Source organism: Flagellimonas pelagia (assembly GCF_003584135.1).
Classification (GTDB): Bacteria; Bacteroidota; Bacteroidia; order Flavobacteriales; family Flavobacteriaceae; genus Flagellimonas; species Flagellimonas pelagia.
Genome location: NZ_QXFI01000036.1, coordinates 295,303 through 319,787 on the forward strand (window position 1 = coordinate 295,303; position 24,485 = coordinate 319,787).

The following is a 24,485-nucleotide window of genomic DNA, read 5'->3' on the forward strand; positions in this document are numbered from 1 at the left end:
AATTACCTTGCCCATTATTTAAAGCTACATAAGCAGAACTACCTGCGGTTGTCGTGTTCCCATCTACTTGATGGTAGTATGAATAGTACGCACTAATTGTGTACACCGCATTCTGCTGGGAAAAAACCAATCCTGTGAAAAATAGATAACCTAGGAAAATGAGAATTCTTTTTGTCATATTCAGTAGTTTACATCAATTTCATTCCATGCACTAGTAGCACCATTTTTAAAAATGGCTTTCATGCCGTAGCTATATCGGGTATTGGGTATTAGATTTTGATCCAAAAATTGGTCAATTTCTGATGGAAGAGTTTTAAACAGGGTAAACGATCCTTCCTCAGTCTTTTTAAAAAGTTGGAATTCCAGAACACCAGGTTGTTTGTGCTTCCAACTCAACCGAATGCTTTTTTGCTCTCGATCTACTTGGGCATACAATGCCTTTATCTGGGGTTGCTGTAATTTTTTTGGTGTAATTATCGACAATGCCGGGGAAGGGTTGCTCTCCAGTCCATTTTGACCTGTTGAAACCAAAGTGTATTGATACTTTGTATTGGGTTGGGTATTTACATCCTTAAACTCATTTAAGGAAACATCGGTAGTTTCGAAAATGCTTTCCCATGATTTTTGCCCAGTATTGGCAATCTTCCTATAGATAACTTGTTTGGTCAATCCAGCAGAAGAGCTTGGTGTCCATACTAGGTGTATGGTATCCCCCAATTGCTCATATTCCTTAAAAACTGGACTGGTGGGCGGAATTTTACTGGGCAGAGATAACCTCAAAGTATCAGAGGGCAAGGATTCATTATATCTTAAATCCGAGGCCATTATCCTATAAAACACAAACCGGTTAAACGTTTTCAGATTTACCGAATCCTGAAACTCTGTGCCTTTCCATTCCTTTTTAGTGAGCCTGGTGAATTCCTGCTTAGGCGAATTGGACCTTAAAACGGTATATCCTTTAAGATCCTGTTCACTGTTCGGATTCCAATTGAGATGTACCACCCCAGTAGTATCAATGGTTCCTGTAAGTCCTGTCGGCTTCTCCGGTGGAATAGAATCCACTGGTTGGATCATGACTGGTGAGGAATCTTGATAATCCCCCGCTCTCCCAAATGCCCTGATCTTAAAATAATTGATGGGTTTTAAATCGTTATACTCAAAACTTTTAGTCGTTTTTTCAAGAGGTTCGCTCAATTCAGTGAACGGACCGATGGCCCTATCGGAACGAAGTACTTCAAAACCTGTCAACTTCCAACTTTCATCATCTGGGAAGGTCCAACGGATAATCGCTTTTTTGTCAGAAATAATCTCACTTTCGGTAATTTCAGGACCGACCAACAACTCTTTAAAAGCCTTTACTGAAACAGTATCGGAAACCGGCCCAATCCTATTGAACAAATTCTTCCCCCTTATACGATACCAATATTTTTCACCATATTCAGGAATACTGTCCGTAAAAGAAATCCCCGATACCTTGGTTACCGCTAATTTGGTAATAGGGGCATTGTTAACTCTCTTGAAATTTATACCATCAGTTGATCGTTCTAAATCATAACTGGCATAATATTCCAAAAGGGCATCATATTCCCAAATCAGTACAAAGGCATTGTTATAGTAGTATGCCGCAAAATCATAGGGTTTGGGTAAAGCTCCAAGCACTGTTGGATCTACAAGTGCTATGGTACTGCCATTAGAAAACCCTTCCGGTTCTTGAGCGAGTCTTAAGTTATACAGATATTTTTCGTTCTTTTTGACCTTTGTATCCCTAAAACCCATACCTGCATATTGGGCCACTTCAAAATCTTGATCTACGGCAAACATGGAAAAGGCAAAGCGCTGATCTAATTCCGAGCTTTCGTTGACCACCCTCATCAAATGGTCCTTTCCGTCTCTATTCACTGTGAAACTATCCCCATAAATGGCTTGTGCTGCCACTGCTGCCATATCGTTGCTTTGCACTAGGGTTTCCCATTCCAATAATGGTATTGGCTTGATGGGTTCCCCTGTCAATACTTCCACTTCCGAATCTAAAATTGGGACACCGTCCCTTTCCAGGGTATGCCGTTCAACGATGTATCCATTTTCAATTCCTGATTTCCACAATATTTTATCGGAAACACCCCATCTCAGTGAAACCCCATCTTCATCCACCCAATGCCTCAATATCAACTTTGAGGGCCGTTCTTGTTGTGAAATACTATCCTGCCCACGACCCGGTAGAAAAACCAAGAGCACCAACAGTGAAACCAGTTGTTTTGAAATGGAACAGTGTCTAAAATGTATTTTCATACTGAATCACTTCGCTGTTTCCAGAGGTTTTACCGGGGAGAACATATTTGAATCTCACCTTATATTTTTCTCTCTTGATAAAAGGAAAAGTGCCCCAAATGATATAATCATATTTTATGTATTTGGCTTGATTCCAGATATAGGGCATGGTATAACGTTTGCTGATCTTCAAACGAAGGTTACTGTAATCGGAATAATAGGCTATTGGCATTGTCCATAGATATGGGAAATGTCTTCTGAGGTAATCCGGAGAAACATGGTCTTGGGTGTAAGCAACATAGGTATTACTTGCCTTGATGGGACCTACCGGCGGAACTCCCCACATATTCACGTCCCTATTGACCCTTATATTGCCATCCAATGGATATTCCTGATACAATAGGGTGTATATCTCCTCCTTGAAATAGTTGTCGGTGGGGAGGGATTCTGCATTGATGATCGGCTTATCATCTGTGAATTGGCTTCCTATCAAATCGTTAATGCCAAAAGGCTCGTAATCCTCCAACACCAAATTAATCCTGGCAACATTGGGGATACCGGCATCACTTCCAGAACCACCATCCAAAGTAGTAGTAGAATTTTTTATTCTTAAAGACTTCATCTTCTGTTTGAATGTATTGAACTGACTGGTGGTAAACTGAAAGTCCAATCGGCTTACAAATGCCCCGTTCTTGGCACTAGCTACAATGGTATTGGTAGAGATTTCCAAATCATCAGACACTTCGTTGAACTCTGCTTGGGTCATGACCAATGATTCATCCACATCATTGGGCTTTAACGTGACCAGTGCATAGGTGTATGTTGTTTGGTTTTCCAAATCTGGAATTGTGAATTCCAATCTTTTTTTGGAAGCATCATAAGTGAAATTCGCTTTTATCCTTTCTCCAGATCCTGTTAAAAAATAAAGTTCGTCACTATATCCGTTCCCGAATAAGTATTCCTGCCCAGAATGCAATTGCACATATCCACTATTACTCTCTTTAGGGAACATATAGGCTTGATCGATCACTGGGTACATATATTCAATATTGTTTCTAGGAATATGGGTTGGTGCCTTTCCCGTGGTAAAAACAATTTCCTTTTCCTCAAATACCGGATTTCCTTCTTCCCTTACGGTAATCCAGCCATTATTGATCTTCTGTTGAAAGCCGATTTTCACTTTTACCTCAATTTCTTTTTCTGGTGGGAGGATTTCGAAGGATTTGAAAATCAGCAAATCCTGTTCTGGACTGAACTCGTAATCACCTTCAATGGAATCGCCATCAGTGGTCACAGCAAATTCATCCAAATGCACCCTGTAGGTTTTCCAGCCTTCCTCATCCTGAATGCTGAGTTCACTTTCCATTGGGGCATTGAATGCAACCTGCACGGCATCAAAAACATCCACATCGGTATAGCCGTCACCAGGCAAAATATCAGATATAATGGCAATATCCTGAATACCGGACTTGCCTACAATCTCGCATTCGTCCCCTATGGTTACCTTTAACCGGGTCCTAATGCGTACCAGTCCCAAAACCCTAACATCCACTCCCGCATAGCCCCTTATATACCATGGATTGGGCAATTGTGCCTGTGCCAGAACCGCCAATCCGGCTTCCAATATTTTCACCCGTTTTCGCATCCCGAAGAGCTTGATCTGTGCTCCGATCTCTCCTTGCAGATAGGCATATAATTGCCCTGTTGCATACCAACCATCCATGCCCAATTGATCGGAACTTCCCAAACAATGTGCCTCCCCAAAATCCCGCATCATAAGGTCAAAACCTACCCCCGCACTTACACTGGCATAGACAATGCCCCAATCAAAGTCCTTTCCTATTTCAAATTTTGCCCCAAAGGCATAACCTGCGCCTTCGGCCAATTCTTGATTAAAATTCCTGCCAAAAAGGAGTTCATCCCCTTTCAAGTTTAAAATATCAATAACATTTTGGGGTGGAAGCGCAGGATCTGGCAAAATGGTACCGGTCATGAAATACATGTTGATCCGTGCCTTAAAAGCTCCTATGGGAATATCCCTCAACCCAAATCGCTTTGTGGGTGTACCCACATAGATGTACCAATCATCCGGGGCATTATAAAATTCCAGATACCCCAACCTGTTCTTTTCTCCCTCACCTTTTATGATCCCTGCATTCAGGAAAACATCGAACATGCCCCAATAGATCCGATTGGTAAAGTCAAAATCTATGGCTACCTGGGCCGCGAACAACTCCTCACCCGTTAAAATTTGGGGAAATACATTATCCGCAAAATATTTAATCCCTTCCTTGTCAATGGAAAGCTCATTGAAATTGTTCAGGCCAAGCTCCTTATCCAGTACCTGCTGTTGCATGTCATCCACCGAACCAAAGGGATCTCGGGTCTTTCCACCTCCTTGGATCAGTGCGGCCGCTCCATAAAAACCCAATCGACTTATACCCCCTCCGTTGGCATTGGAGTTAAAACTCATTTCTATGGCCGTCAATCCTGTAAAGGATGCTCCTTTTTTTATCTCAAATGCGGCGAGTGCCTTAAATCCAAGACCTTTATTATCGTCAGGCACATACTTTATTCCTGACATAGAATCTCCTCCATCATCCATTCCGGCCCTACGCATGTGATGGTACACTCCTCCCCCCAGATCATATATGGTGAAATTGGGATTTTCTGAACTGGTAGGCCTTCCATGGGCATCAACATACCAATATCTGTAGCCCTCGGTAGCTCCAAAAATACCTTTTGCTCCTATCTGTATACCCAAACTCTCCGAATACAGGCTCAGGTTTCCTGAGAAGCCTTTTCCGTATATAGGATTTTCCCTGAAAAACTCCAACTGACCATTAAATTCGAACCCCTTCCTTTTTACATCAATCTGTACGGTACTTACCTCTGTTGATTTATAGTGCCATTTCAAATAATCCCCTTCCTCCAATGTACCGATGATATGCAGTCCAACATCACCATGAATCCCTGATTCATCGAGGTTAATGTAACTGTTCAATGACAATTTGGCTTCATCATTCCCAATAGTGGTCAAGGAAACATCATATATTCCTAATTGAAAACCAGCCAATTCAGGAGCAGCAATGGAATCCAGATAACCTGCATATGCAATGGACAGATAAGGGGCTTGTTTTGTCTGTATATGAAGGTCTTGGAATTTAAGCCCTGAAAATCTCAATATCCCTTCATCATCAGAACCGGATAATTGATTTTCTTGCTTCTGATTAAAGGACATGATACCCGACAAATTGGCCTCGGGGTAAAAGTGCCCGTCCTCCACCTCCAATTTTATATAGGATTCTTGAAAAAGCCTTGCCTTTGAATTAAATATATTGAAATCCACATCTTCCTCTACATTCACCTGAACATAGTAGTTTTGGTCGGAAGTAATGATGCCGCTATAGCCCAACTTACCACCAGAGGATTTCGAATCGCTTATGGGTAACACTATTTCACCTTTGAAACCTGCTTTCATGAACCGGTTGACCTTTAGGTCAATTCCCAGGGAATCCAAAGAAAATTGCCATTTGTTTGCGTCCCCTTCGTCCAGTCCCATGATGTTTGTGGCAAAAAAATCACCAGATACACCAAAATTGTCCAGCAACAGGTTATGGGCGCCAATAACCACCCGCTCCGCAGATGCTCTCTTTTTAAACTCTGGAGGCAGGAAGATTTGGACATTTTCGGCAAAAAAACCACGCCACAGGGTTTCATTACCAGGAACCAAAAGATTCTGTGCCGTATAAAGTGCCGGAAAAACTACATTTTGTGAATTGGCCGTATCGCTGAGGTCCAAAACCGCATTTTCCAATTTAAATCCCCACTTTGGCAATGCTTTTAACTCAAAGGGAGGCAAATCTAGCTGGATCAGTAAGTCGTTAATATTTGAGGTTTTTATGGAAAATCCAGCTCCTACGTAGCTGTCATTTCCTATTGCTTTTTCTCCGCTTCCTGATTCGGTCTTGTCCGGGAATTTTACCTCTCCACTATCATTAATCGGTACAGCCACTGTTTTGGCTATGCGTACATCGGCACTGATGGAAATTTCCTTTACCCTGCCTTCGCAATTTATGGTGATATAAGTTTGGTCATCTGCGATTCCATTTTGACCATATCCCCCTAAAAAGGTAAGGAGCCACTGGCCCCCTCCCATCCCCACTGGCACATTGTTCAAAAGGTTGAGCCGGGCATCTTCATAAATTCCACCGCTTTTGGAAATGGGAACATTACTGGCACTGAACATGAGTTCCGTATTGAGCTCCGCGAGTACCACCTTGGCAAAAAGATCCACCAATGTATAATCCGGGTGATACTCCATCCGGAAAATACCCAACGTAATGGATGAATTGGCAGTAATGTCCTGTTTTAATCCTACGGGTAGTTCAACCGGTTGCTGCCCTCCGATTATCTGTATAAACCGCTGTTCCTGTTCAATGATATCAAAAACCTTTTTGGCAGCATCCAAAACTTTTTGGGTGTCCTCATCGGCCTCCATTTGTTTGGCCACATATTCGGGAGTAAACTCCGCCAAATTGTCCAAAGGAGTATAGAACATGCCCTCTTCGTTACCTTCCAGTTCGGGAAAAGCCCTAAATTTTGTTACACCTTCTGGTTTTTCAAAGGTCTTTTTTTGCCACCGTTCTAACAAAGGGGAAAGGTCTTGACCTTGCTGCACGACTGAATACTTATACTCTCTATTAGAAATCTTGGCCTGTTTCCCTTTGCTGATCGAGTCAGTTGGTCCAGAAATGGCCAACATGGGTATGCACCATAATATAAATGGAAAAAGGAGATGATTAGTCTTCATATAGTATTGCCATTACCGCTTTGGATTTATGACTCCTTAGGCTTTTTGTCCTTGGGGACAAGCGGATAGGCGTAAGTAACATATTACAGGAACAACTATAGGGTTTGAATTGATGGATACGCCATATGACTTGACGGATGGGATTGCTTTATAGAAAGAACGGGGCATTGTGAGAAAGGAATCAATAGCCTTGGCACAGCAAATCCACTCCAGTAGCTGAGATCAAACCTAACTGTACGCAAACGCTTACTTTTTGCCAATCCATGCACAACCCCCCATCCGCATCGGCACCAGCCTAGAGACTCACACAAGCGGGGTCGACCTTGATTGTCCCATGGAATGAAGCTAAGTTTCAGTATTGACAATAGTAAAAGGATACTATTTATTTTAATAGTTTCATTTAGTTTAATATTCAATTACTGGAGAATCTTCCGCTCCCATTGAATTAATAAGCATTAGGGTTAACCATTTATACGCTTCTTCATCAGAGTTCTCGTCTAATGGGAGGTTTGCCGTATTGTGTACAAATGACAGTGGCTTTCCTGCCTCTAATTCCCTATTGATAATTAACCTAATGACTTTCTCCCATCTTTGATAATCATTTCTTTCTGCCAATGATTTCCTTAGATTTATAATGGCTTCTTTATAAAAGCTATCCCTAAAAAATTCTCCAAGGATACTTTTTAATTTAAATTCAGCTTCTTCTTTCATTTTTATTCATATGCGATAAGCACTAACCATTAGATATCAGTTAGGACTTGACTTGTTAAGGTCTTTTTGAGAATCAACCCTCATTTGGCTTAAAAACATCCTTATAATCCAATATTAAATCATCATCCGACCCAGAAACATTGATGAGCATTAAACTAAGCCATCTATAAGCTTCCTCATCACTATTTTCATATAAAGGCAAATTGGCTGTGTTATGAATCAAATCTAAAGCTTGCCCATCTTTTAACTCCTTGTTAAGTACTATCCTTACAATTTCAGACCAATTGTCTTTATAAGATTGATTTTGATTTAAATCTTTTCTGACATTTTTTACTCCTTCTGAATAAAATTCATCAATAAAACAATGGAGCATACTTTTTAAATAATCAATAGTGTTGTTCATGTTATGGGTATGAAGGATAAGCAGTTAGTAATATATATCCTGTGGGATTGGTTGGGTCGGCCTTAAACACTAGTTTAACTTTGGTTGATTTTACAGCAAAAGATGTTGGCTCACTCAAAGTACCGGTATTCGTGTAGCCTGTCCCCACTTGACTTCCAAAATCATATTCTAATTCAAAATTAGTTGTTTGTCCTGAATTAAAGTGGGCCTCAATATCAGCTTTCTTGGAATTAAAAGCTTGACTAACTGCATCTTCATGCAACAAATCACCATCAAATTTCAATGCTGACCTTGATTGTCCCATACTTGGATGAGTTCCTAAAACCCTTTGTTCCATTTCTGCCATGGTTAATTGCGCTCCATGCCTAGCTTTGGAATGTCCGCCCAATAATTCTTCAACATCAAGCAAAATTTTATCAGTTCGGCCATTGGTAAAATACTCTAAAGCCTCTTTGCTGTTCCTCAACACTTCATCAGCGCCAAGATTATCTAATAATCTCCAACTATCAAGCAGTTCGGGATTCTTCCCAACAGCCTCCGCAAAGGCTTTGTTATTCAAATCTTGGTTAAGCAGCCTTAAGGCATCATCATCTAAATTAAGTTTATTTAATTGGTTTATAAAAGCTTCGGCCTCCTTACTCGATAATTTCAGAATTTGATAAGAGCCATCGGCAAGCTTTATTACCCTTCCCACATTTTTCACCGTGGTGGCATATACCAAGGGTATGGTGGAGGCAAAAGAAATGGCTGCACTGGTACCGTCGCCCTCAATGGTATACCATATTCCATTTGCAAAATCAAATAATTCCCCGGCAGCTGGCACCATTCCCGCCATATCCAGCACCAAATGCCCCGCCGCAGAGGAGAACACCTGCCCAAACAAATAATCAAGGGCGGCCGCAGTGTCCACATTGTACCCAGGTACCGCAATGGGCTCCCATCTTCCATTGCCATTATTGTACTGATAGTGTATTATCCAACCGCTTTCTTGGTCGGCAATGGAGTACACATGAGCCACACTGCCATCCGAGGCAATGACCTTTCGTAAAAAACCTCCATGGCCAAATGGGTTATAAATCCCTATGAAATACTCGGTAAAGCCATCATAATCCAAAGGGGGAATACAGGTGGTATAATTCTGTTCCCCAATGAACAAAACCTCCCATTGTATTCCCTTGTCCCAATCCATTGAGAGGTTTCCCGTACCAAATGGGTTTATATTATCGGGTTGGTATTGTCCCCCAAAGAGTAAAAAGATACAGTCGCTGCCCCCAATGGTCCTTACCTGTATGTTACTGGTATTTGGCAGTTCCCCGAACGCATAGGGCTCATCACCTTTGGAGGTTTTATAGCCCGTGAACTCATTTCCCCTTCTATACCCATTGTATATACCCGCATTAGGGCCATCTTCAATAGTAAAACCAATCAGCGAGCCATAGGCCGTTATGGGATTATCGGTAACGGTATAAAATTTTGGGAGTGCGTGGGTAGGCAATACCACTGGAACTCCAGCTGGCGATACATAGACAACAACCTCTGTTCCCGTTCCTTCTTTAAATGTATAACCTTCGGCATCGCCAAAGACAATTTCTTCCCCCCTATAACTCTCCGCTTTTTCAATGCTTGCCTCAAGGTCATTGAATGCCTGCAATTGATTGGCAGTATCATAGCCATCAGGATTGGGGCCGCCCTGCGTTGCCTCTTCGATGAGATTTTGGCTAGAGGCATTATAGGCATTATAGTTTGCAGCCAATTCGTCCTTAACATTCTGGGGAATGGACTCATCAGCAAGCAGTTCCTCCACATAACTTCCCTGCTGTTGGTTTTCGGCCTGTAACTGCTCTATCTGTTCCGGGGTTCCGTTGAAATTTTCCAATAAATCCCTAATGGAAACAATAAGCTCCCCAACAGCCTCGCCCAACTCTCCTACCGTCTGCACCACACCGCCCGTATCCAAAATATTGCCCATGGTGGGGTCGAACTCTGTGACCACAGTCCCATGGGCCAGCTGCCTGTCCGTATTCACCAATATATTGGTGAAGCTTACCGCCACTTTTATATTGCCCAAGTACGGTAAGCGCACTTGGCCCGTGCCCGTAAAATAGCCGTTGCCGCCATTCACCCCGCTCACGATCACCTGAAAATCACCCGCCATAAAGCTTTCGCCCACACTCAGGTCGGGCAAGGGGTCTTGGTTGGTGATCTCCACACTGGGCGACACCCCGCACTGGTACAGGTCTTCCTCTTCGGTCTGCAGGTTGGTGGTGAACTGTCGTATGGGGCTCCACCCACTTTCGGCAATGGTACAGGCCTTTTGCACCTGGTATTCGTAGGTGGTCCCGGTCTTGAGGTCCCACAGGGTGGTCCAGTTGGCCGTGGTGCGGTTCAAGAACCACTCGTTCCCCTCCCCCTTGGTCCGGTAGCGTACCGTGAACTCGGGCACATCCATACTGGGGTCGTCCCACAACACATTGGCCTGGTTGGCCCCCTTTACCTCATGCCGAATGCCATTGGGCAGGTAGCAACCTTCCGAATAGCCAAAAGAGAATACCTGGCTATACCCTTGGTCCAGGAACATCCCGATGTCCTCAGCACCCTGTTTGGCCTTGGCCTGTACCCGCCAGGCATATCTTTTGTTGGGCAGCAACATGGGGTCGCTTGGCCCGTAGAGGTAGCTCGTGGCACCGGTGGTCACCGTGAACATGGGCGTGGAGGCCAAAAAGACCGCTTGCGGGTCCAAGGCGTTGTCCCAAATTTCCACCAAGCTCAGTTCGTATTCCACTTGGCTCACATTGGTATGCCTGGGCGTCCATTGGAAGATGATGTTCTGCGGGTTGCGCTCCACCATGTCGCTGCCGTTCTCCGGCAATACCAACAGGGGCGGACTGTTCTGGAAGACGCCCATGGTGGCACAGGCGGTATTGGAGAGCCTTTTGCCCGTGAGCACATCGTAGACCTCAAAACAGACCTGGTATGCCCCATCGGGAATGGCGCTGCCGTATACATTGGGTGGTATGCCCACAATGTTCCCGAATTCGAAATACGGGGCCAATCCCGTGTGGTCCAATACCAAGGGAAGTCCACCTTCTAGGAACAGAGGGGCGGCACCGATCACATTTTCCCTACTCTTGAAACTGATGCCGTTCCCCTCGAAGGACACTTGCAGGCGCACCTGTCTGTTGGCAATCTGAAGGTCGTTGAGCACCATCTGTACCCTGAGGGGACCGTTCAGGGTACCAGTATTGGCAAAATCAGCCAAATATATGGGTGTAGGCGGATTGTACTGGGCCAGAACCTGAACAGGATAGGTCTGGGAATACACATGCCCTATCATGAAAATCATGGTAAACAGGACGACCGTAAAAAGCCATTTCCCCATGGTTCTGTGTTCGGGTGTTCTCATAAGTAGGTATTTAGGGGGCAGGCTTGGGGCCAACGCTGCCTTTGTTTATGGTTTTATCATTTTATCCAACGCTTCACAATGCGACCCTGAAACAAGTTCAGGGTGACGTTTTGCCTACCAGCCTTCATTTTGCATAAAATCCGTTACTGCTCTTCTGATGTAATCTGTCAAGCCAATCTCTTCGATATCTTCTCGAAATCTTTCATATGCAATGGGCATCAAGGTTTGGCCAAACTCCGAAAGACTGCTTCCCATTTTTTCCCGCTCAACTTCCGGCACATTTCCTTTTTCCTGCACATCTTTCATAATGGATTTCAATTCGCTGTAAAAGACCTCTTCGTATCGCTTTTTAAAATCTTTGAAATGATAAAGTTCATTAAGCAAATTGATAGCAATTTCCTTGTAATCACTTTTGCCATGATGTTCCCGTAGGGTTGTCAAAAGCATGTTAAGTTCTTCCTTTTTAACTTGAGGCAAATCACCTGATTGTTGGAGCAAGTTTTCCAGTTGCTGGTCCAATTCGGAAGGGGTGCCGCTGTATATAACATCCCGGTATCTAAAAGTGTACAGTGTTTCTATTGGAACATTCCCAGAATTGGCAATGCCCCTCTTTCCTTTGTTATTTGCACTGCCAAAGGAGTAGGTGTAACCAAAAGTTGCGGTAAAATCCGTGTTATCTATGATTGGAGTATTCCTGAAAAGGGATAGCACATTTAAACTGAACACATGCTTTTCCAACCAAGTATAATTGCCTCCCAACCGCAAGTTGTAGTATTGGTTTTGCTGTTCCCCATTGGCAAACGATGTATTATAGGATGCGGAGAAACTGGTCCTCAACTTTTTATCGAACAACTGTTTTGTCAGACCCAAAGTAGGCCCAAGAGTAAGGCCCGTATCCGTTTCGCCCGATTTGGAATACGAAGAATTCGCGGCCAAGATAATGGTAAGTGCCTTTTTGGGATACCCCCAGGAATGGGAAACCGTTCCATTGTAAAATTCGCTCGCTCCATTCTCCATGGTCTTGCCATCTTGCTGGTTGTTGGAATTTTGATAAACCAAGTTGATGTTGGCCCTGTATTGCCGGGTATCGGTCTGTTTTAGGGCATAATTGAGTCCCAAGCTTGCGTTTTTTGAAATCTGCCTGTAGTTCAAAGTATCCACATTGTCGAACTCCCCTACTTGGTTGATATAATCAAACTGATCCCGAATGTTGGTATAAGATTGAAAATTGGAAAAGGAACTGTTGATGCCGAGCTTTTCGTTGGGTGTATAACTAAGGTTGATGGAACTCACCAACCGCTTCATGTCGGAGGATTTGGCCTTGTCGAGGTTGTCTCGCTGAAGACCTACGTTCACCCCAATGTTCAAGGTATTGTTGAAGATGGTCTGTGAAGCGTTTAAGGCTATATTTTCAAGGTCATTATTGAAGTAATAGGCTCCAAATGTCCTGTAATTTGGATCTATACGTTCATACTTGGCTCCCATTGAACCATTGCCTGCCCTATAATCAAAAGACGTATTGAAAGCCTTGAAATAGTGGGTGGTGACATTCTCATTTAGAAATAGCGAGAATGGTCCTTTTTTACTTCTAGGGTCTTTGACCCTCACATCTTCGGTAATACCCGAAACAGCATATTCAACCTTGATGTCCGCTTTTTCCAACACCTTAAAATTGGTTTCAAGCGAAGCAACCACATTGTCTTTTGGCGATAATCCCAGCTCAAAGGGAAAAGGTTGCTTTAAAGAGTTTTCATCATCAGTCGCCTTAAAAAAAATCATCCCCAAGTTGACCTTTTCAAAAGCATAGGAAGCCTTTAGGCCGTACCCATTTCTATAGTAAGCCACAATATTTTCGGGTTGATCGGGGTCAAACTCGGTTGCTCTCAACAACCTTCCGTACATGGCACTAAACTTAAAAGGGCCATTGGGTGATATATCAACACCCACTCCAGTAAATTGATGACCGTTTAGGGTGTAAGGTGAGAATCTCATGGCCACATCCCCAATATGTGCCGTGATCCATTTATAGGATGGGCTCAAGCTCAATCGATTCAGCTTAAAAGGGCTGGAAAAATCAAAGTTTTGGTTGCTGTATGCAAAGGATAAGGGAATGTTGTACAGTTCAGCAATGCTGAAATTTAGGTTCCCAGCCAAATAATAGGTAAAAGCTTGGCGATTGGCCGTTCCGTCATAAAAAACACCATTGGCCGATAGGCCCCCACTGTAGTTGAAAAGCTTTGCTTTGCCCAATCGGTCCAAATCAATACTTTGTGACAGGCCAAAGAAACCGCACATAAAGAATGGAAATAGTAGCCTGTACAATTTAGGTTGGTTAATTTTCCAATGATACAATATCGATCCACTTAAAATGAATCCGTTTGATGTATCACCAACCTGAGTTTATGTCTGCCCATTATGAATTGATTTTGTTGAAAAAAATAAAAGCTGGACATTGTCCAGCTTAAAAATTAAATTCGAATATGGCATAAAAAAAGGGCTATGCGAACATAGCCCTCTTTATTTCCAAATACTTATTACAGTATATTACTTCGCTTCAGCAACAACCTCAAAAGGAAATTCTACTACAACTTCCCTGTGAAGTCTGATGACCGCTTCGTAAGGCCCCACTCGTTTGATCGCTCCACCTTTAATGTTGATGAACTTTCGCTCGATTTGGTGTCCTTCTTTGTCCAAAGCCTCTGCCAAATCAATGTTGGTCACAGATCCGAACAATTTATCGCCCGCACCAGCCTTGGCAGCGATACGGATTTCCAATTGTTTTAGGGCTTCGGCAATCTTGTTGGCCTCATCAACGATTTTCTTCTCTTTGTGGGCTCTTTGCTTAAGGTTCTCGGCCAAAACTTTTTTGGCTGATGGAGTGGCCAATGTAGCCAAACCTTGTGGGATTAGGAAGTTTCTGCCGTAACCGTTCTTTACGGAAACGATATCATCCTTAAATCCCAAATCCTGTACATCTTCTCTTAGAATAAGTTCCATTCTTCGGTATTTTTTATTTCAACATATCGCCAACGTACGGCATTAACGCAATGTGACGGGCACGCTTAACGGCCTGGGCCACTTTTCTCTGGTATTTCAAGGAAGTACCGGTAAGTCTGCGAGGAAGCAATTTTCCTTGCTCGTTCACCAACTTCATCAAGAAATCAGGATCTTTGTAATCGATGTACTTGATACCTGATTTTTTGAACCTACAATACTTCTTTTGCTTGTTGGTCTCAATGTTCAACGGGGTCAAATATCTGATTTCCCCGTCTTTTTTTGCTTTTGCTTGTTGCTCAATAGATGCCATAACCTATGCCTTTGCTTTTAATTTGGTTCTACGTTTTTCTGCCCAAGCAATTGCATGCTTGTCCAACTTAACGGTCAAAAAACGCATAACGCGCTCATCTCTCCTGAATTCCACCTCGTAAGGACCGATGGCCTCACCAGGGGCTGTGAATTCGAACAAGTGGTAAAAGCCACTTTTCTTGTGCTGAATGGGATAGGCCAATTTCTTAAGTCCCCAATCTTCCTTGGAGACCATTTTGGCACCATTGTTAATCAAAAAATCCTCAAATTTCTTGACTGTTTCCTCTATCTGTGTTTCAGACAGAACGGGATTCAAAATGAAAACAGTTTCGTAATGGTTCATTATTATATATTTTAAAGGAGCGCAAAAGTAGTAATATTTCTTTCGCCTTGCAAGAAAAGCTAAAAAACTTCGTTTAAAGTACAAGAGTTATCAACAATGAAAAAACCGATAAACCTAAATAACGTATATGGCAATATACACAACAAAATAAACCATGTTTACATCTTTTGTTGCTCTTAACCGTCATTTTTGTGTAATTTGCCGATGATTTAAAACCCTACAAATCACCCCATTCTATGAAATTAAAAAGTATAATTGTAGACGATTCTTCCATGCAGCGGATGGCCGTTGCTAAATTGGTCAACAATCATCCACATCTTGCTTTGGTTGCTGAATACAGCAACGCCATTGAAGCCAAAAATGGCCTGAAAAACCACGAAATCGACCTTATTTTCCTCGATGTAGAAATGCCTATCATTAGTGGTTTTGACCTTTTAGAGGCCCTAGAGAACCCACCACAGGTTATTTTGATCACAGGAAAACCTGATTATGCACTTAAAGCTTTTGACTACGACGTAACCGATTACCTCCACAAACCCATCACCTTGGCCCGTTTTGAAGCCTCTGTAAAAAGAGCCGTTGCCAAATTTGAGCAAATGAACAGGGTGGATGAGGATGAAGAGCACATCTTTGTAAAAAGCAACCTTAAAAAACGTAAGGTTATTTTAAACGACATTAAATGGATCGAAGCGTTGGGAGATTACATCAAATTGGTGACCGATGAGGCCAATATTGTAATCCTCTCCACCATGAAGTCTTTCGAAAAGCAGTTGCCTGCCGAAAAATTCCTTCGTATCCACAAGTCTTATATTGTGAATCTGGAGAAGATAGAAAAGTTCAACAGTAAAAATGTTGAGGTTGGGGGAAGACAGATTCCATTGAGCCGAAACAAAAAAACCGAGCTGGCTGAAGCACTTGCCAACGTATAATTATATGTGGTCCACATTGTAGACCAGTCTTACACTTTTATACTTGGAAATAGCATTAAAAGATCGTTCGATCCTTTTAATGCTATTTTTTGTTTGTGCCAGTGGGTACTCACGAGGTATCTTGATGAGGACGTTCTTTAAATAATCCCTACGGATGCGGGCCACTGGTGGATATTCAGGACCCAGTACCGGAATCTTGAGCACATTTCGCAACGAACTGGCCAACCAATCCGAAGCCTCGTTCAATTTATTGAAATCCCTATCCTTTAAAGTAATCTTGATGATACGCACCAAAGGTGGGTATTTAAACTGTTCCCTTTCATACAGCTGCTCGGTGAACATTTTTTCGTAATCATTGGTAGTGACCTGTTGCAAGATCTGATGATAAGGATTATAACTCTGGATCAACACCTTGCCGCGTTTTTGGGTACGCCCTGCCCTACCCGCCACTTGGGTGAGCATTTGAAAACTACGCTCATGGGCACGGTAATCCGGAAAATTGAGCATGGTGTCCGCATTCATGATGCCCACCAAACTTACATTCCTAAAGTCGAGACCTTTTGTTACCATCTGGGTACCTACCAAAATGTCCATTTCTTGGTTTTCGAAGGCCGAAATGATCTTTTCATAGGCATATTTGCCCCTAGTGGTATCCAAATCCATACGACCCACTACTGCTTTGGGGAAAAGTTGCCCCAATTCTTCCTGGATCTGTTCCGTACCGAACCCTTTCTTGTCCAAAGTGGCATTGCCACAGGCCAGACAAGCTTGTTGTAGTGCCATATGGTATCCACAGTAATGACAGCGCAACTGATTCCGGTGCTGATGATACGTAAGGCTCACATCGCAATTGGGACACTGGGCCACGTGGCCACAAGTGGTACACTCCACTACAGGGGCAAACCCCCTTCGGTTTTGGAAAAGAATCACCTGCTCCCCTTCTTCCAAGGCCTCCGCAATCGCATTGATCAAAATTTCGGAAAAATGCCCTTTCATCCGTTTCTTTCGGGTGGCTTCTTTGATATCCACCAAATTGATGTCGGGCATCAATACGTTTCCGAATCGATAAGGAATGGCGGCATACCCGTATTTTCCCGATTTAGCATTGTACATGCTCTCTATGCTCGGGGTGGCAGACCCCAAAACGGTATCGGAACTGTGGAGCGAAGCCAAAACAATGGCCGCATCTCGGGCATGATAACGCGGAGCTGGGTCAAACTGTTTGAAAGAACTCTCATGCTCTTCGTCCACCACTACCAAACCAAGGTTTGAATAGGGTAAAAACAACGAGGATCGGGCACCGATGACAATCTGGGCCTTTTCGGCATTGTGCAATACATTGTTCCACACCTCCACCCTTTCATGAATGCTGTATTTGGAATGATATACAGAAACCTTGTTCCCAAAATAATGCTGTAGCCTATTGATCAGTTGGGAAGTCAGCGCGATTTCGGGCAGTAGATATAACGCCTGTTGGCCTCTATCCAAGCATTGTTGAATCAATTTTACATAAACTTCGGTCTTTCCTGATGAAGTGACACCATGCAACAATACTGGTTTCTTGTCTTCAAAGGAGTCTTGAATGGCATCCAATGCCTTGGACTGATATTCGTTCAATGAGATATTTCGGGATTCCTCGGAAGTATCCTCAAAATCCACTCGGTCCTTTCTGATGTGGTATTCCTCCAGTACCCCCTTGTCAATTAAAGCTTTGATCACCGCCTTGGAGCTGCCACTTTCCTTTTCCAAGTCATCTACCGGTATCGGTTTTTTGTTTTTGGCCTGAATCTGGAAAAGGGTCAGTACTACCTGACTTTGCTTGGGTGCACGGGAGAGCTCATTCAGCAATTCCTCTAATTTTGCATCATCACAATAGGTGTCCGAAAGCTTTACATAACGCACCATTTTGGGTTTGTACTGCTCATACAGTTCTTCCTTCTGAAGCACTACTCCTTTCTGTACCAGTCTATTAACAAGGGATAGTACATTCTTCTTGTCCACAATGTCGCTGATTTCACCTATTTGCAAATGCGATTGGTGTTGAAGGGCCTCAAAGACCAAAAACTCATCATCCTGAAGGTCCATTTCATCCACTTGGACCTCTTTGTTCAACAAGACCAAAGTTTCACTTTCCAACATGAAGGCACTGGGTAGGGCACTTCGGATCACTTCTCCCAAAGTACACATATAGTACTCGGCTATCCATTCCCAATGTTTTAGTTGAAATTCATTGACCAAGGGGATTTCATCCAAAATCTGGTAAATTTCCTTGGGTTCGTAGGCAATGGGGGCTTCACTGTGCACCCTGTAAGCAAGCGCGGTATATATTTTGGATTTGCCGAAAGGTACTGCAATCCTCATCCCTTTTTTTATAAAATCAGCTTCTTGTGGTGTGATCTTATAGGTAAAAAGTCTTTCCAAGGGAATGGGCAGTACAACATCCAAAAAAAAGTCCATACACTATCCTAGTTATGCCAAGCTTTCATTTTTTAATCTTCACCGAGTTCCTGAGGCTGCTCTTCCAGTTTTTTAGCTTTCTCTTCTTGCTTTCTTCGATGACTTCGCCCTAAAGAATTCAAGGTGGCGTTCAATTCAAATCCCAAGAGTAGAATATTGGAGTTCAACCAAATATAGACCATCAAAATCAATAGCCCTCCCAAGGCGCCATACAGTTCATTGTAGCGGGCAAATTTTTCCACATAGATTCCGAAAAGATAGGAGGTCAACAAAAAAAGTAAGGTGGTCATCAAGGCACCAGCAGAAAAAAACCGTGCTTTTCGACCTTCCGCTGTACCGAAATAATACAGAATGGCAGTAGTAAGGTAGGAAAGACATAGGAAAAACAAAATCTTGGCCACCTGTATGCCGACGGTGTCACCCTTGGCCACATCATACCCCAATTTTTTACCTAAATACTCACTGGTGTATTCCACAATATAGAATTCAAAATAGACAAAGGCCACAGCGCCAATAATCAAAAGAATGGAGAGAATGAGTCCCACCATTAAGGCATAGGCATATTGACGAAAAAAATTACGGGTCAGCTCCACATGATACGAATTCTCGAACCCTCCAAATATGGCATTCACGCCGTTTGCCACTAAAAAGATGGACAAAATGAAAGCGGAAGACAAAAGACCTCCTTGCTTTTGATCTTTAATCTGCTGGTAAATATCCCCGAAATATTCACTGGTTGCCGAAGGAAGAAAAGATTCCAAAAAGTCTAGAAATTGGTGATCAAAATTTGCATTGCCCACACTCACGTACGGAATGATGAAGGGAATCAGGGTCACTAGAAAAATCAAAAGTGGGAATAAAGCCAAAAAGATACTGAAGGCAATGGAACTGGCCCGTGTGGAAACCGCCCCCCGAACGATGCCCAAAAGGTACATTTCGATAAGATCGTAAAAAGAGAGTCCTTCAAAAGCCTTGAGCTTGATTTTTTTCAATAGACGAACCGCCCAATTGAGAATTGGTATTTTTTCCAACTGCTCTTCAATTGCTTCGGACATCTACACGGCTTTTAAACTTAGATCCATATTATAAACGGAATGCGTCAAAGCTCCTGACGAAATATAATTCACTCCACATTCGGCATAGGTTCTAATGGTCTCCTCATTGATCCCACCTGACGATTCGGTCTGGCATTGGTCACCAATTCTCTTGACGGCTTCACGGGTTTCCTCGTAATCAAAATTGTCCAGCAGAATTCGATGTACCCCTGATGACTTCAAAATCTCATCTACTTCATCAAGATTCCTGGCCTCTACAATAATCTTTAAGTCTTTCCCATTTTCCTGAAGGTACTCCTGTGTTTTTTGGATGGCCTTGGTAATCCCGCCTGCAAAATCGATATGGTTGTCTTTCAACATGATCATGTCGTACAAGGCAAATCGATGGTTTTCCCCTCCCCCGATCTTCACGGCCCACTTTTCCAAAGCCCGGATACCGGGCGTGGTTTTTCGGGTATCCAAAATCTTGGTGTCGGTGCCATCCAAAAGGGAAACAAAATCATGAGTCTTGGTGGCAATAGCGCTCATCCGTTGCATGGCATTAAGTACCAATCTTTCCGCTTTTAGGATGCTTTGGGAACTACCTTCCACATAAAAGACCACATCGCCATATTTAACAGGACTGCCATCTTGCAGCAACACTTCCATTTTTAAATTGGGGTCGATGTATTGGAACACCATTCGGGCAAAATCTACCCCTGCAATGATGCCCTCGTCCTTCACCAATAGTTTTGCCTTACCGGTCGCCGTGGCCGGAATACAGGCCAATGAGCTATGATCGCCATCGCCCACATCTTCACGGACGGCGTTGGCAATAATCAAATAAAGTTCTTTTTGAAATTGTTCTTCGGATATCATTTCCTTGGGGTTTCAACGAAAATAGTAAAAACATTGCTCCTTGGCCACGCCAATTACATGCTTATTGTTTTGCCCGAATCATTATTTTTGGGCATGCAGATAACTTTGATCGCCATAGGGAAAACGGATAGGGCTGAGTTGGAAGAACTTATATCGATATATGCCAAACGACTCCAACATTATATCAAGTTTGAATTCCGAATCATTCCCGACATCAAAAACAGTAAAAATCTTTCCGAAGCCCAACAAAAAGAGAAAGAAGGTGAACTGATCTTGGCCCAATTGCAACCTACTGACACCCTCATATTACTAGATGAAAAGGGCAAACAATACACTTCCATGGACTTTGCCGATTTCCTTCAGAAGAAAATGAACAGCGGAATCAAAAACTTGGTTTTAGTGATTGGAGGCCCTTATGGTTTCAGTGAAGCAGTCTATGCCGAATGTTCGGGAAAAATCAGTTTGTCCAAAATGACCTTTTCGCACCAAATGGTCCGCCTGTTCTTGGTGGAACAAATCTACCGCGGGTTCACCATTTTACGGAACGAACCGTATCACCATCAGTAATTCACAAATTCAAGAACAAGTATCAAGTTTCAAAAGACAAAATCAGGGGGCAACAGTCAAAATGTCTTTGTTCCTGCATCCTAAAGCGAAGCGGTCCTGAATCGATTAATAAAGCACCCTAAACTTGATGGTGTTTTCCACGTTCTTCAATTCCTTCACCACCTCTTTGTCGTACTCACGATCCAAATCCGTGATCACATAACCCACCTCTGGGTCGGTGGAAAGGTACTGACCGGTAATATTGAGGCCATATTTGGCCAACACCTCATTGATCTTGGCCATGATGCCCGGTACATTCTTATGGATGTGCAAAAAGCGATGCGCCTTGTTCTGTTTGGGCAATCGAATATTGGGAAAATTTACGGAATCCACAGTGGTTCCCGAATTGATATAATCCATGATCTTGTTGGGCACGAACTCAGCAATGTCGCGTTGCGCTTCCTCTGTACTACCACCAATATGTGGGGTCAAGATTACGTTGGGCAAACCTTGCAACGGTGTTTCGAATGCTCCATTGCTTGCCGGCTCCACAGGAAAAACGTCCACGGCGGCACCGCCTAATTTTCCGCTCTTCAATGCTACGGCAAGGGCATCGATATCCACCACAAATCCTCGGGATAGGTTGATGAGCATAGCTCCGTCCTTCATTTGGTTGATCTCTCGTTCCCCAATAAAGTTTTTGTTGGCCTTATTGTCGTCCACGTGTAGGGTCACTACATCGGAAACGGACAACAGATCTTCCAAGCTGTTGCATTTTACGGCATTCCCCAAAGCCAATTGGTCGGCCACATCGTAATAATACACCCGCATACCAATGGCCTCAGCCAAAACGGACATCTGTTTTCCTATATTGCCATAGCCCACAATACCTAAATTCTTGCCTCTAACCTCCCTAGAGTTGGTAGCGGTTTTGTTCCACTCCCCATTGTGGATTTCACTACTGCGGGTAAAAATGTTCCGCATGAGCATGATAATGTGCCCCACGGCAAGCTCCACCACAGAACGGGTGTTACTGTACGGCGCGTTGAAAACCACCACTCCCTTTTTTCTACTGTAATCAAGGTCAATCTGTGTGGTACCGATACAGAAGGCACCGATGACCATCAACTTATTGGCAGCATCAAGTACCTTTTTGGTCACCTGGGTCTTAGATCGGATGCCCAACACATGTACGCCTTTCAAGCGTTCTATAAGTTCGTCCTCGGAGAGGCTATGCTTTACCAATTCCACGGAAAAACCTTCCTCGGATAGGTTCTGGAAAGCAGCGGGGTGGACATTTTCAAGTAAAAGGATCTTGATTCTATTCTTTGGGTATGACAGGTTTCTTGGCAAATCGTTCACAAATAAAAATTCATCTAGGTTAGGTGCCACGTGATCGGCATTGCTTGCCGCTTTTTCACGGTGCACGTTTTCAGTATAGGCAAAAAACTTATGGGCGATACCAGCCTCGCGCATCACATAATCGCTATAGCCGTCGCCGATGACCTGGACCTCTCCATCGAGATCCAATTTCTTCAAACATTCAATTTTTCCGTTGTGGGCCGCCAATACATTGGTTTCATCAAAACCGATGATATTTCCTTCTTCATCAAACTTGAAGGTATTGGCATATACCCTATCGGACGGGATGTTGTATTCTTCAACAATAGGATCGATAAACTCCTTGAACCCACAGGAAATCACATAGATATCTTCAGAATATTCATGAAAAAATTCCTTGTTGGATGCTATGGAACGGGAAATTTTTTGACGAAGCTCGGCCACCAGGTTTTGAAGGTCCGCCTTATTGGCATTCAATAAACGGATCCTACGCTCCAAGGACTCAGTAAAGGAAATGTCGCCATCGATGCCCAAATTGGTAATCTTTTGGATTTCCTTCACGATCTCTTCCCTTTTGGGGTTTCCCTGCAAGGTCATTTCAGCCAAGACATCCAAGGCCTCTACCCTGGTCAAGGTACTATCAAAATCGAAAACATATTTTCGTCCCGCTTCCACCATGAATCACTTCAAAAAAAATTAAAGTGTAAAATTACATATTAATTCATTCCTTGTAATCGCATCTTTTTAAAAACCTTACAGAATTGTGGATAAATCAAAAAACGCTTTCAATTTGTTTTAAATAGCACCCGAAATCAGATTTTCTACAAGTTTTCAAATTAGAACCAGCGCCTTGTCAATTTGCAAAAAATACGGTATTCCTTTCCGAATTTTTCTTCCAAAACCTCCTCTTCATACTTAATCTGAAAGCGGTTTATATAAGACACAAAACCTGCGGCCAAAAGGGTATTGAACGCATTTCCCAATTTCAATCCAAATGCCAGTAAAATAAGGAGTAACCCCAAATACATAGGGTTGCGGGTGTAGTTGAAGACACCTCTGGTTATCAGCTTGGAAGTCTTTTGCGGATGTAAGGGGTCAGTGGTTGTACTGGCGACGATAAACTGCGCCACGGCCACAATCCCGATAAGAAACCCAAGACCAAATAGAAACCACGCCAACTCGTTCCTGCCAAAAAAATCAAAGTCACCAACGGGTAAAAATTTGGCCAGGACGTACATCAAAGCTCCAAAAATCAACATCACCAAGGCAGGTGGAATCCGTAGTCTCATACAAATGGGTTGATGGGCGAAATTACTACTTTTGAACCTCAATTGAATCCTTTTCTATTTTGAAACTTGTTTTTGCCACCCATAACGACCATAAGTTAAAGGAAGTACGGCAACTCCTTCCCGACTCCATCGAGCTCTTGTCCTTACATGATATCGGCTGTTTTGATGAAATTCCCGAAACTGGCGCCACTTTAGAAGAAAATGCGAAAATCAAAGCCGATTTTGTGACCCAAACCTATGGTTTCAATTGCTTTTCGGATGACACCGGGCTGTTGATCGATGCTTTGGACGGCAGACCCGGCGTATTCTCGGCCCGCTACGCAGGAGAAGGCAAAAATACCCAGGACAATATGATCAAGGTCTTAAAAGAACTGGAAGGTAAAACCGATCGAAACGCCCATTTTAAAACCGTTATCCATTTAAATTGGAACGGCGAACCCTATGTTTTCGAAGGGATTGTGGAGGGTGAAATTACCCATACTCAATATGGGGAAGGCGGTTTCGGATACGACCCCATCTTCAAGCCGTTGGGGTACGAACGCACTTTTGGGGAACTTCCGTCCGAAACCAAAAATGTCATTAGCCACAGGGGCAAGGCTGTACAGAAATTGGTGACCTTCTTAAAAAACTTGCCTTCATAGATCCCACTGATCAGAATTAATGTACCTTTGCCGCTTTATTAACGCCGCCGGTATGGGCAAGGTGTTGCGATGGGCCACTGGGATATACTAAAATCGCTCTATGCAACACAACATATTTGCGA

The 24,485-nt window shown here is 43.2% G+C and carries 17 protein-coding genes; 3 read left to right on the forward strand and 14 right to left on the reverse strand.

Going from position 1 to position 24,485, the window contains the following annotated elements; all coding sequences use genetic code 11:
• Positions 1 to 180 precede the first annotated feature (180 nt).
• The 9 genes from D2V05_RS18360 to rpsF form a co-directional block, all read right to left on the reverse strand.
• A complete protein-coding gene (locus D2V05_RS18360; protein WP_119648984.1) occupies positions 181 to 2,289 on the reverse strand; it encodes a fibronectin type III domain-containing protein in 2,109 nt (702 codons plus the stop codon).
• The gene (locus D2V05_RS18365) at positions 2,273 to 7,081 is read right to left on the reverse strand and encodes a hypothetical protein (protein ID WP_147378310.1); all 4,809 of its coding nucleotides are present in this window, start codon (positions 7,079 to 7,081) and stop codon (positions 2,273 to 2,275) included. The genes D2V05_RS18360 and D2V05_RS18365 overlap by 17 nt, the downstream gene beginning before the upstream one ends.
• 405 nt (positions 7,082 to 7,486) lie before the next feature.
• Positions 7,487 to 7,792: a hypothetical protein gene (locus tag D2V05_RS18370; RefSeq protein ID WP_119648988.1), complete on the reverse strand. Its 306-nt coding sequence runs from the start codon at positions 7,790 to 7,792 to the stop codon at positions 7,487 to 7,489.
• Positions 7,793 to 7,865: 73 nt separating this feature from the next.
• A complete protein-coding gene (locus tag D2V05_RS18375) occupies positions 7,866 to 8,195 on the reverse strand; it encodes a hypothetical protein (RefSeq protein WP_119648990.1) in 330 nt (109 codons plus the stop codon).
• A gap of 1 nt (position 8,196) precedes the next feature.
• On the reverse strand, positions 8,197 to 11,598 hold the full coding sequence (locus D2V05_RS18380) for a fibronectin type III domain-containing protein (protein WP_119648992.1): 3,402 nt from the start codon (positions 11,596 to 11,598) through the stop codon (positions 8,197 to 8,199).
• Positions 11,599 to 11,712: 114 nt separating this feature from the next.
• Complete coding sequence (locus D2V05_RS18385; RefSeq protein ID WP_147378311.1) at positions 11,713 to 13,920, reverse strand: TonB-dependent receptor; 2,208 nt, start codon at positions 13,918 to 13,920, stop codon at positions 11,713 to 11,715.
• A gap of 222 nt (positions 13,921 to 14,142) precedes the next feature.
• Positions 14,143 to 14,595: a 50S ribosomal protein L9 gene (rplI, locus tag D2V05_RS18390; RefSeq protein WP_119648995.1), complete on the reverse strand. Its 453-nt coding sequence runs from the start codon at positions 14,593 to 14,595 to the stop codon at positions 14,143 to 14,145.
• Between the two features lie 13 nt (positions 14,596 to 14,608).
• Positions 14,609 to 14,905 carry a 30S ribosomal protein S18 gene (rpsR, locus tag D2V05_RS18395; RefSeq protein WP_072882551.1) on the reverse strand — a complete coding sequence of 99 codons (297 nt, stop codon included), beginning with the start codon at positions 14,903 to 14,905 and terminating at the stop codon, positions 14,609 to 14,611.
• Between the two features lie 3 nt (positions 14,906 to 14,908).
• Entirely contained in the window at positions 14,909 to 15,247 is a 339-nt protein-coding gene (gene rpsF, locus D2V05_RS18400) for a 30S ribosomal protein S6 (protein ID WP_119641296.1), read from the reverse strand.
• Between the two features lie 236 nt (positions 15,248 to 15,483).
• On the opposite strand from rpsF, the gene D2V05_RS18405 reads away from it, so the two are divergent.
• Positions 15,484 to 16,176, forward strand: coding sequence for a LytR/AlgR family response regulator transcription factor (locus D2V05_RS18405; protein WP_119648997.1), 693 nt, complete (start codon positions 15,484 to 15,486; stop codon positions 16,174 to 16,176).
• Here D2V05_RS18405 and priA read toward each other — a convergent pair whose 3' ends face one another.
• Genes priA through nadC form a run of 3 tightly spaced genes read right to left on the reverse strand, consistent with a single transcriptional unit; the run spans position 16,177 to position 20,546 of the window.
• Positions 16,177 to 18,633 carry a replication restart helicase PriA gene (gene priA, locus D2V05_RS18410; protein WP_119648999.1) on the reverse strand — a complete coding sequence of 819 codons (2,457 nt, stop codon included), beginning with the start codon at positions 18,631 to 18,633 and terminating at the stop codon, positions 16,177 to 16,179. It abuts the gene before it with no gap.
• A 32-nt stretch (positions 18,634 to 18,665) separates the two neighbouring features.
• Complete coding sequence (locus tag D2V05_RS18415; protein ID WP_119649001.1) at positions 18,666 to 19,688, reverse strand: YihY/virulence factor BrkB family protein; 1,023 nt, start codon at positions 19,686 to 19,688, stop codon at positions 18,666 to 18,668.
• Entirely contained in the window at positions 19,689 to 20,546 is an 858-nt protein-coding gene (gene nadC, locus D2V05_RS18420) for a carboxylating nicotinate-nucleotide diphosphorylase (RefSeq protein WP_119649003.1), read from the reverse strand. It abuts the gene before it with no gap.
• A gap of 93 nt (positions 20,547 to 20,639) precedes the next feature.
• On the opposite strand from nadC, the gene rlmH reads away from it, so the two are divergent.
• Positions 20,640 to 21,113, forward strand: a complete 474-nt coding sequence (gene rlmH, locus D2V05_RS18425; RefSeq protein ID WP_119649403.1) for a 23S rRNA (pseudouridine(1915)-N(3))-methyltransferase RlmH — start codon at positions 20,640 to 20,642, stop codon at positions 21,111 to 21,113.
• A gap of 105 nt (positions 21,114 to 21,218) precedes the next feature.
• Here the strand turns inward: rlmH and serA are convergent, their stop codons facing one another.
• Positions 21,219 to 23,111 carry a phosphoglycerate dehydrogenase gene (gene serA / locus D2V05_RS18430; protein ID WP_119649004.1) on the reverse strand — a complete coding sequence of 631 codons (1,893 nt, stop codon included), beginning with the start codon at positions 23,109 to 23,111 and terminating at the stop codon, positions 21,219 to 21,221.
• A gap of 158 nt (positions 23,112 to 23,269) precedes the next feature.
• A complete protein-coding gene (locus tag D2V05_RS18435) occupies positions 23,270 to 23,722 on the reverse strand; it encodes a methyltransferase family protein (protein ID WP_119649006.1) in 453 nt (150 codons plus the stop codon).
• Between the two features lie 59 nt (positions 23,723 to 23,781).
• Here D2V05_RS18435 and D2V05_RS18440 point away from each other — a divergent pair, with 59 nt between their 5' ends.
• Positions 23,782 to 24,363: a non-canonical purine NTP diphosphatase gene (locus D2V05_RS18440; protein WP_119649008.1), complete on the forward strand. Its 582-nt coding sequence runs from the start codon at positions 23,782 to 23,784 to the stop codon at positions 24,361 to 24,363.
• Positions 24,364 to 24,485: the final 122 nt, after the last annotated feature.

Bases quoted from the DNA above. Each gene is read 5' to 3' on its own strand.
- D2V05_RS18360 (WP_119648984.1), bottom strand. From the start codon at position 2,289: ATGAAAATACATTTTAGACACTGTTCCATTTCAAAACAACTGGTTTCA.
- D2V05_RS18365 (WP_147378310.1), bottom strand. From the start codon at position 7,081: ATGAAGACTAATCATCTCCTTTTTCCATTTATATTATGGTGCATACCC.
- D2V05_RS18370 (WP_119648988.1), bottom strand. From the start codon at position 7,792: ATGAAAGAAGAAGCTGAATTTAAATTAAAAAGTATCCTTGGAGAATTT.
- D2V05_RS18375 (WP_119648990.1), bottom strand. From the start codon at position 8,195: ATGAACAACACTATTGATTATTTAAAAAGTATGCTCCATTGTTTTATT.
- D2V05_RS18380 (WP_119648992.1), bottom strand. From the start codon at position 11,598: ATGAGAACACCCGAACACAGAACCATGGGGAAATGGCTTTTTACGGTC.
- rplI (WP_119648995.1), bottom strand. From the start codon at position 14,595: ATGGAACTTATTCTAAGAGAAGATGTACAGGATTTGGGATTTAAGGAT.
- rpsR (WP_072882551.1), bottom strand. From the start codon at position 14,905: ATGGCATCTATTGAGCAACAAGCAAAAGCAAAAAAAGACGGGGAAATC.
- rpsF (WP_119641296.1), bottom strand. From the start codon at position 15,247: ATGAACCATTACGAAACTGTTTTCATTTTGAATCCCGTTCTGTCTGAA.
- D2V05_RS18405 (WP_119648997.1), top strand. From the start codon at position 15,484: ATGAAATTAAAAAGTATAATTGTAGACGATTCTTCCATGCAGCGGATG.
- priA (WP_119648999.1), bottom strand. From the start codon at position 18,633: ATGGACTTTTTTTTGGATGTTGTACTGCCCATTCCCTTGGAAAGACTT.
- D2V05_RS18415 (WP_119649001.1), bottom strand. From the start codon at position 19,688: ATGTCCGAAGCAATTGAAGAGCAGTTGGAAAAAATACCAATTCTCAAT.
- nadC (WP_119649003.1), bottom strand. From the start codon at position 20,546: ATGATATCCGAAGAACAATTTCAAAAAGAACTTTATTTGATTATTGCC.
- rlmH (WP_119649403.1), top strand. From the start codon at position 20,640: ATGCAGATAACTTTGATCGCCATAGGGAAAACGGATAGGGCTGAGTTG.
- serA (WP_119649004.1), bottom strand. From the start codon at position 23,111: ATGGTGGAAGCGGGACGAAAATATGTTTTCGATTTTGATAGTACCTTG.
- D2V05_RS18435 (WP_119649006.1), bottom strand. From the start codon at position 23,722: ATGAGACTACGGATTCCACCTGCCTTGGTGATGTTGATTTTTGGAGCT.